Origin of the sequence: Ectobacillus funiculus (assembly GCF_004138295.1) — a bacterium.
Classification (GTDB): Bacteria; Bacillota; Bacilli; order Bacillales; family Bacillaceae_G; genus Ectobacillus; species Ectobacillus funiculus.
Genome location: NZ_SCFM01000072.1, coordinates 19282 through 27038 on the forward strand (window position 1 = coordinate 19282; position 7757 = coordinate 27038).

General features: G+C 42.0%; 6 protein-coding genes, 5 tRNA genes and 2 riboswitches. All 11 genes read right to left on the reverse strand.

Going from position 1 to position 7757, the window contains the following annotated elements; translation table 11 throughout:
• Nucleotides 1-12 precede the first annotated feature (12 nt).
• Nucleotides 13-1023, reverse strand: coding sequence for an ABC transporter substrate-binding protein (locus EP737_RS23580; protein ID WP_129731620.1), 1011 nt, complete (start codon nt 1021-1023; stop codon nt 13-15).
• A complete protein-coding gene (locus tag EP737_RS23585; protein WP_129731622.1) occupies nt 1020-1769 on the reverse strand; it encodes an ABC transporter permease in 750 nt (249 codons plus the stop codon). Before EP737_RS23585 ends, EP737_RS23580 begins: the two co-directional genes overlap by 4 nt.
• Nucleotides 1766-2527: an ABC transporter ATP-binding protein gene (locus EP737_RS23590; protein WP_129731624.1), complete on the reverse strand. Its 762-nt coding sequence runs from the start codon at nt 2525-2527 to the stop codon at nt 1766-1768. Before EP737_RS23590 ends, EP737_RS23585 begins: the two co-directional genes overlap by 4 nt.
• Nucleotides 2502-3194 (reverse strand): thiaminase II, encoded by a 693-nt coding sequence (tenA, locus tag EP737_RS23595; protein WP_129731626.1) that lies wholly within the window; start codon nt 3192-3194, stop codon nt 2502-2504. Before tenA ends, EP737_RS23590 begins: the two co-directional genes overlap by 26 nt.
• A 218-nt stretch (nt 3195-3412) precedes the next feature.
• Nucleotides 3413-3512, reverse strand: a riboswitch (TPP riboswitch).
• Nucleotides 3513-3567: 55 nt separating this feature from the next.
• Nucleotides 3568-3676, reverse strand: a riboswitch (TPP riboswitch).
• A 426-nt stretch (nt 3677-4102) separates the two neighbouring features.
• The gene (locus EP737_RS23600) at nt 4103-4522 is read right to left on the reverse strand and encodes a CBS domain-containing protein (protein WP_129731628.1); all 420 of its coding nucleotides are present in this window, start codon (nt 4520-4522) and stop codon (nt 4103-4105) included.
• Between the two features lie 53 nt (nt 4523-4575).
• Nucleotides 4576-6948 (reverse strand): penicillin acylase family protein, encoded by a 2373-nt coding sequence (locus EP737_RS23605; RefSeq protein ID WP_129731630.1) that lies wholly within the window; start codon nt 6946-6948, stop codon nt 4576-4578.
• 392 nt (nt 6949-7340) lie between these two features.
• A tRNA-Glu gene (locus tag EP737_RS23610) sits at nt 7341-7412 on the reverse strand.
• Nucleotides 7413-7415: 3 nt separating this feature from the next.
• Nucleotides 7416-7490, reverse strand: a tRNA-Asn gene (locus EP737_RS23615).
• A gap of 34 nt (nt 7491-7524) precedes the next feature.
• Nucleotides 7525-7598, reverse strand: a tRNA-Ile gene (locus EP737_RS23620).
• A 4-nt stretch (nt 7599-7602) separates the two neighbouring features.
• Nucleotides 7603-7676, reverse strand: a tRNA-Trp gene (locus tag EP737_RS23625).
• 7 nt (nt 7677-7683) lie between these two features.
• A tRNA-Thr gene (locus tag EP737_RS23630) sits at nt 7684-7756 on the reverse strand.
• Between the last annotated feature and the right edge of the window lies 1 nt (nt 7757).

Below are 7757 nucleotides of genomic sequence, written 5' to 3' on the forward strand. Positions count from 1 at the left end.
TGCTGCTAACCTCTACTTTAACAAATTTTCATATAATTCTTCTGGAGCAACTTCCTTCTGTGCCATTCCCTTTTCCTTCAGCCACTTGCTTTGCTCTTCCCATGATTTTGAGGTTTGTGATAAAAACGGCTCATCCTTTGCTTCCATTTTGTCTAACAAAATACCCATACTTTCTTTTTCCACTGCAGGAATAAGCGGGGAGCTTGCTTTTTCTTCATGCTTTAATAAAATGTTCAAAGCCTCGTCTGGATTTTTCTTCATAAATTCATATCCTTTTTGTGCACCGCGAAGAAAAGCCTGCAATGTTGCTTTGTCCGTCTTAATCGTTTTCTCTCCTGCTACAAATACAAGCTCATAGTAATTTGGGACACCGTAATCGGCAGGGTTGAAATAAGCTGGCTCATAACCTTTATCTCGCAGCACCGGAACCTCATGATTGATATAAGCACCTGTTACCGCGTCTGTTTTCTTTGTAATTAGAGCTGGAACAAGATCGAACCCAACATCAACAATGTTTACTTTATTTGGATCCCCACCGTCTGCTTTCACCATTGATTTTACATATTCCTTACTAAGCTCCGTACCTGGAAAACCAACTGTCTTTCCTTCCAAGTCTTTCGGAGACGCAATACCTGAATCCTTCAAGGAAACAACACGATTTAAAGGGGAACGCACAACTGCCCCAATGGATTTCACTGGAATCCCTTCATTCGCCTTTGCAATAATAACATCTGGTTGATAGTAAAGACCTACTGTCACTTTGCCAGCAGCGGCCAATGTAAGTGGATCTGTTGGATTAGATGGAAATTGTACTTTTACATTAATGCCCTCTTCCTTGAAATATCCTTTTTCAATCGCCGCATAAATGAAGCTGTGCACCGCGTTTGGATACCAATCAAGCATGAGTGTTACTTCTTTTGTTTCTTTCTTTCCCGTTTTTTCAGCGTTTTCTGTTCCTTTTGAACAGCCTGCCATTGCTGTTACAAACAAGGCAGCAACGAGTAAACGAATAAACCACTTCATAAGTCTTTCCTCCAGCTGATGAATTTCTTTTCTAGTAGCGATACAATAACTACAAATAAAATTGCTAATAAAGATAAAAGAAAAATAGGAGCAAATACGCCAGCCCCGTCTAGCTGCGTCATCATTCTTTTACTAAAGTAACCAAGTCCTGCCTGTGCTCCAAGCCATTCTCCAATCGCCGCTCCAATTACGCTCATCGGCACTGCGACCTTAAGCGCTGAAAAAAAGTATGGCAGCGATGCGGGGATGCGCAGTTTTAGGAAAATATCCCGTTTGCTTGCCCCATATGTGAATAGCAGCTCTTCCCATTCTTTCTTCGTAGATCGAAAGCCATCGTACGTATTTACCGCAATTGGAAAGAAGGTAATTAAAACTGTGACAACAACCTTACTCCAGATGGAATAGCCGAACCAAAGCACAAATAACGGTGCCAGAGCAGTAGTCGGAATCGTTTGCGATGCAACGAGCAGCGGATAAAATGCCTTCTCAACAAATGAACTGACACTCATCATAATAGCAAGTCCCACCCCGAGCACGATAGAAATTACAAGACCGATTAAAACGACAAGAAGCGTAGCGGGAAGATGAACTGTAAATAAAATGTCCCGCAAATCCCATATTTTCTGCACAATCGCACTTGGAGATGGCAAGATATACATTTCATTTACAATCCGTGCCCCAACTTCCCAGCCAGTTAGAAGGATAATAGCAACGATAAGGGCCGGTAAGTAAGAAAACTGTTTCATACCGGCACCTTCCCTTTTAACATGCCAATAAGCTCGTCTTTGAGTTCTAGCAGTTCAGGTCTTGCCAAATCACGGCGTGTTCTCTCTTTTCCAAGAGGAACAGGCAACTCGGTAAGGAAGCAAATAGGCTGCTCTGTCACAACAAGCACGCGATTAGACAAAAACAAAGCTTCCTCTACGTCATGGGTAATAAACACGATGGTTTTCTCCCATTTCCTCCATTGATCATATAGCCATTCCTGCATATTTACCTTTGTAATTGCATCAAGCGCACTGAACGGTTCATCCAGCAGAAGCACATCCGCCCCGGTTAAGAAGGTGCGCAAAAAGGACACACGCTGACGCATTCCTCCAGACAAGTCCTTTGGACGCTTCCTCTCATAGCCACCTAGTCCGAAAATAGGAAGATACTCTCGCACCTTTGCATATGCTTCTCTTCGCTTCATTCCACGGCACTCTAACGGGAGAGCAGCATTTTCTTCAATTGTCCGCCACGGCAGCAGCAAATCCTGCTGCGGCATATAACCAACGGCCCCGTCTCTCGGCTGGATGCTTTCCCCATTTATCATGACCTTCCCTTGCTGTACTTTCTCAAGTCCGGTAACAAGGCGTAAAATAGTACTTTTCCCAGAGCCGCTCGGCCCAACTAAACTGACAAATTCTCCTTTTTGAATCGTAAGATCCAACTCTTCCAAAACATTTTTCCCATCCTCCGGATAAGAGAACGAAACGTTATGAAATTGTAGAACACTGCTCATCGAAACTCCACGTCTCCTTGCGGTAAGCCATATCCCAGAATAAATATTCAAAACGGCTTGTTGTCATAAAAATCTCTTCTAGATGTGCCAATTCCTTCTCTGACTTTCCTTCCGCCAGTTCATTCATTAACTCAATAACCCATATGCAAAGTTCCGCATACTCCTCTGAGCTATAGCCTCGAATCCATTCTCCATAAAACTCATGCTCGCTCGCACCCGGAACATTATTGAGACGTTTTCCAATCTCCCAATAGCTCCACATGCACGGTAAAAGGGAAGCTACAAGCTCAGCCAGCGTCCCGCTTTGTGATACGGACAGCATGTAGTTCGTGTAAGCAAGATTCATGGATGCTGGCTTTGCTTGTTCCATTTCCTCTATCGAAATCCCAAGACGCTTTGCATATTCCTTATGGATGTTCATCTCACCGTTTAATATGCCATCAATTTGCCGAGCGAATTTGCTCATTACTTGCAAATCTTTTGCTTTCACAACACCTAGAGCATATACCTTTGCATATTCGATTAGGTACAAATAGTCTTGTATAATATAAAATTGAAACTTATCTAATTCCAGCTCTCCATTTCCAATCCCCTTTACAAATGGATGCTGATGACTTTTCTCCCAAATAGGCTGTACATTTTGAAATAATCTATCACAAAATTTCACTCTTGTTCCTCCTTCAGATGCCGAATTGAAACTTAATAAGGAAAACTCGTCGATTGGCGAGCCCTGCTTTTGGGCGAAGACAGAGGCGTAGTTGCATTATACTTTATTCCTAAAATTTCTCACTACGTCGAATTGTCTTCTAACTGGAAATTTATACTTTCCTACAGTGTAAAAAAACCGCTTCTACCAAGAAGCGGCCACATACAATCATTTAGAATGGTTGCTGCTTGCCACTTCCTTACGCTGGAATTATCCAGGTCAAGTAATAAGGGTTAAGGTTCCCCTTTCTCAGCGTCGCTAGCACCCCCAGTGGAAATATAACATATATCAAAAAGCCCGATTTCCAGCTAAGGGGAAATCGGGCTAATACGTTCATCATCCGTTTTCGCTTTCCTACGCTGGAATTATCCAGATCAGGTAAAAGGGTAAAAGACTATCGGTCTTACTCTCAGCCGGCCATACCAGCTCCCCTAGCACAATTTATTATTAACAGTGTTAAGTATATCACTGGGTTACACAATGCAGCAAGAGGTTTACCAGAAATTTTAAAAATACAGCACCTAAATAATCCCCTATTTTGTAAAAAAATGGACAAACTTACCTTTTTTTCTTTACTATACAAAAATACGGAAAAACATTGGAAATTTATGCTGTTTTAAAACGTAAAGAAAACTCGCCGATGGGCAAGCCCTGCCCCCGGACGAAGATGGAGGCGTAGTTTCCCTTATACTTTGTTCCTAACATTTCTCACTACGTCGAATTGTCTTCCTGCTAGAAATTTATACTTTCTTAAAATGCAGAATAGACCGCTGCCATAACGCTCAGTTCTACTGAGTGTATGATAGCGGTCCACTGTATCAGATAACCCAAACAGATATTTCTTCTATGCGAGCTACCTCATGTTTTTCTTATTCATGATGCTCTGAAATTTCACTTAATGCATAGCCAGCTTGATCATCTGCATATTTTTCAATCGCTAAATCTCCGAGTGAGAGCATCCCTACTAACTGCCCATTCTCTACAACCGGAAGACGACGAATTTGATGGCGGGCCATTAATTCGCTCGCCTTTTCAACTGGATCTGACGGAGATACACTAACAATGTCCGTTGTCATTACCTCTGTAATCTTGTTAGAACCAGGGTTCTTATCGGCAATGCCGCGAACTACTAGATCACGGTCAGTAACAATCCCGACTAAGCGATTGTTTTCTACAATTGGGATAATCCCAATATCCTCTTGCTTCATTTTTAAAGCTGCCTCATACACATTATCCACTGGAGTACAGCATGAAAGATCTGTACTCATTAACTCTCTTACTGTTGTCATCGCAATCCCTCCTTGCAACCATTATTGTAACCAACTTCACTGCCTTCATGTATTTATCGAGCAGGAAGAAGGTGGAGGATGCTTCCAGATTTCTCAGTAAGAGACGTTGTATGATACGTCCCCTTCACCCAGTCCTTCATTTGATCATGATACCACTCACTCTGAATATGACCAGACTGACCAGGAGCAACAATATGATAGCCTGTTGTTATATCGTGTAGATCTATCGCAAAATACGACGATACTCCACGATCAGCAAGACCTTCGGCATTAAAGCTGATGGATTGCACCGTATCGCTGCTTCCTCCAATAGGAATAGGCGTTTCCGGATTAAATAAATAGTTGTAAGGCTCTATATAGGACAATGGGTGGGTAAAAACAAGCCGGTGAAAATCACCCCATCGCCAATCTTTTACACTTGCCCCTTGGCTCTCCACAATACTTTGTACCGCCCCAGCTAAGGATTTCTTTAGTACCTTATCCAAGCCGCCTTGTTCTTGTATCCATGGTCCAGGCTGACCATTATGTGCTTCTCGAAGCAGTTGATCAATAATTTGTTCCTTTCCCTCAAACAATCTCTGCATATCCTCTGAAATATCCTTTTTAAATAAAACATCTCCAATCTCTTGCATCCACGTATGGAATAAAAGTGGCGCCGCTAAGTTTCGGTCATCTGTAAAGTCCCACTTTTTCAAAAGAGAAATTGCTTCCTGCTCTTGCTTTGTTAGTTCATCCTCTTTTATATGCTGCAGCAAAATAGGAACAAATGAGCGTGCCTTAAGATTCAATTGGTCCATCTGCAGTTTTTTCATGTCCTCAACTGTAATGGCGTTTTTTTGTTGCAGCACTTCCTGAATACGAGAAGATTGGTAGGATTGTATTCCTGTGCTGTCTATATGATATGGGTAAGATTGGTCGGCCATCTGATTAGTGGCAGCTGTAATAAATCCTTCTTGTGGATTCACAATAGTTGGAAGCTCCTCCCAAGGAATATAACCAGTCCATTCATATTCATCATTCCACCCAGGCACAGGCAAGAGACTATCCCCTTTTTTCCGAATCGGAATTTTGCCATTCATTCGATACGCAATGGTCCCATCCTTTGCAGCGAATACAAAATTTTGTGCTGGCGCCTGGAAATATGTAAGTGCTTCCTTGAAGGAGTTCCAATCCCTTGCACTATTTATACGAATGATTGCTTCAAGCTCTGTAGATGGCTCAGATGCTGTCCATTTGAGAGCCAATGCAGTTTCCGTATTCTCACTTCCTGAAATAATTGGTCCATGTCTTGTAATGACTGTTTTCGAATCCACTGCCGGTTTATCCTTTACACGGATCGCATCCGTAATAACCTGTGCCTTCTCCCACGTATCGTTATGTAAAAATTCATATGGATTATTTGGATTTCGCTTTTCTATATATAAATCCTGATCATCAGCATCGGCATTCGTAATTCCCCATGCAATAAACTCATTATGGCCGACAACAATGCCTGGTATGCCTGCCATTACTTCTCCGCTTACATTTAGCTCGGGAGACTGCAAATGTGTTTCATACCAAGGGGACGGAGTTGAAAGAGACGCTGATAAACTGTTAGCTAAAATCGGTTTTCCGGACTTTGTCTTACTTCCGCTGACAACCCAATTGCTTCCATTTAGTTCATTCAACACTACTTTCTCTGGAAGCAGCTTTGATAAATCTAAATGTGATTGTTTGACTGCACCTATAATTTCAGATGCGTCCGTTGGGGATGCTGGAAACAAGTCAAGTGCCTTTTCTTCTGATACAGTATTTAATAAATATTGGCGAAATGCCAGACTCTTCCAATGCCCTCCTAAATCAAAGGCCATTGATTTTCCAATTGTTAAAGAATCGACTGGTGTCCATGGCATTGCTTCATAACCAAGCAATGTAAATTCAAGCGGCCATTTATTTGCCTTTCGCACCTCATCTATGTATAAATTCACACCATCCGCATACCACTTTAACGCCTGCTTCGCTTCATTTGAATATAGATTATAGGATGCTTCAGCCGCTCTTCGCAAACCAAGTGCTAAAAAAAAATGGTCTTGTTCTATTGTTTTTTCACCCATTACTTCACTTAATTCACCAGATGCCTGCCGGCGGCTCAAATCCATTTGAAATAATCTATCCTGTGCTGTTACATACCCTTGTGACACATATAAATCGTGCAAGTTTTTCGCTTCAATATGCGGTACTCCTTGTTGATCTCGTGTGACCGTTACCGAATCCTGCAATCCCCTTAAAGAGATTTTCCCCTTAATAACGGGCGAGCTTCTTTTTATGTATAATGTTCCACCTGCATAAGCAACTGTAAGGAGCAATAGAATAGAGACCATGAATATAGTGAGAAATCGAACCCATTTTCTTTTTATTGGCTGCTGCTGCGTGACTGTATCTTGCATGCTTCCCACACACTCCTTTATGAGATTGGAAAAGCCTTATTGAGTAATAAGCTTGAAATACATTACCTAATTTATCCTTATTAACTCAACTTTCCCTAGTACTTCTTCTCCATCCCTCTGAGCCTCCAACCTGGCTGTCCATACCAATTCCATTATATGTATCTGTCTCAAAGAAAATCTTATATAAAATATTCTTTTTTTTCCTTTATTTCTCCTTTTCCAAATAAAGGAAAATAACCTCTATCTTCGCCCTGCCCCCCGGTGAAGACAGAGGCGTAGTTGCACTTATACTTTGTTCCTAAAATTTCTCACTACGTCGAATTGTCTTTCTGCTAGAAATTTATGCTTCTTAAAACACAAAAAAATCCAGCAAATATTGCTGGATTTTTTAATGACCCGTACGGGATTCGAACCCGTGTTACCGCCGTGAAAGGGCGGTGTCTTAACCGCTTGACCAACGGGCCGTATGGCTCCGCAAGTAGGATTCGAACCTACGACCTATCGGTTAACAGCCGATTGCTCTACCGCTGAGCTATTGCGGAATAATCAAAATATAAAATTATTCAAAATATATGATGGGCCTAAATGGACTCGAACCATCGACCTCACGCTTATCAGGCGTGCGCTCTAACCAGCTGAGCTATAGGCCCATTTTGGCAGGGGCAGTAGGAATCGAACCCACACTGGAGGTTTTGGAGACCTCAGTTCTACCTTTAAACTATGCCCCTAAGAGTATGCCGGCTAGAGGACTTGAACCCCCAACCTACTGATTACAAGTCAGTTGCTCTACCAATTGAGCTAAGCCGGCA

Excerpts from the sequence above, each read along its gene's own strand:
- EP737_RS23580 (WP_129731620.1), bottom strand. The coding sequence starts at position 1,023 with ATGAAGTGGTTTATTCGTTTACTCGTTGCTGCCTTGTTTGTAACAGCA.
- EP737_RS23585 (WP_129731622.1), bottom strand. The coding sequence starts at position 1,769 with ATGAAACAGTTTTCTTACTTACCGGCCCTTATCGTTGCTATTATCCTT.
- EP737_RS23590 (WP_129731624.1), bottom strand. The coding sequence starts at position 2,527 with ATGAGCAGTGTTCTACAATTTCATAACGTTTCGTTCTCTTATCCGGAG.
- EP737_RS23600 (WP_129731628.1), bottom strand. The coding sequence starts at position 4,522 with ATGACAACAGTAAGAGAGTTAATGAGTACAGATCTTTCATGCTGTACT.
- EP737_RS23605 (WP_129731630.1), bottom strand. The coding sequence starts at position 6,948 with ATGCAAGATACAGTCACGCAGCAGCAGCCAATAAAAAGAAAATGGGTT.